The following is a 257-nucleotide window of genomic DNA, read 5'->3' as shown; positions in this document are numbered from 1 at the left end:
CCCTTGAATCACAACCGCTGGGGTCGACCAACACCGTCGAAACGTCAAAACCGTGGTCCTTCAGCCCCAGGGTAATACCTGTAAAACTTGCACCAGTGCCGGCGCAGCCGACAAACAGGATTTCCCGCCCAGCCCCGACGTTGGTCAATTGCACGGCCAGTTCGCTGGCCGTCTGGTAACGATGGGCTTCAATGCCCACCGGGTTGTTGAATTGATCGGTATAGAAATAGGACTTGCCCAGCGCGACCTGGTTATCC

The 257-nt window shown here is 56.8% G+C and carries 1 protein-coding gene; it reads right to left on the bottom strand.

The features are described 5' to 3' along the window. Positions 1-257, bottom strand: a 257-nt coding sequence (locus tag AC6UDB_RS07115) for a pyridoxal-phosphate dependent enzyme (RefSeq protein WP_500709563.1), incomplete at both ends; no start/stop codon positions are given.

It is taken from the genome of Fructilactobacillus sp. X3R2C1 (genome assembly GCF_059901235.1).
This window is presented reverse-complemented; position numbering and strand designations above follow the sequence as displayed.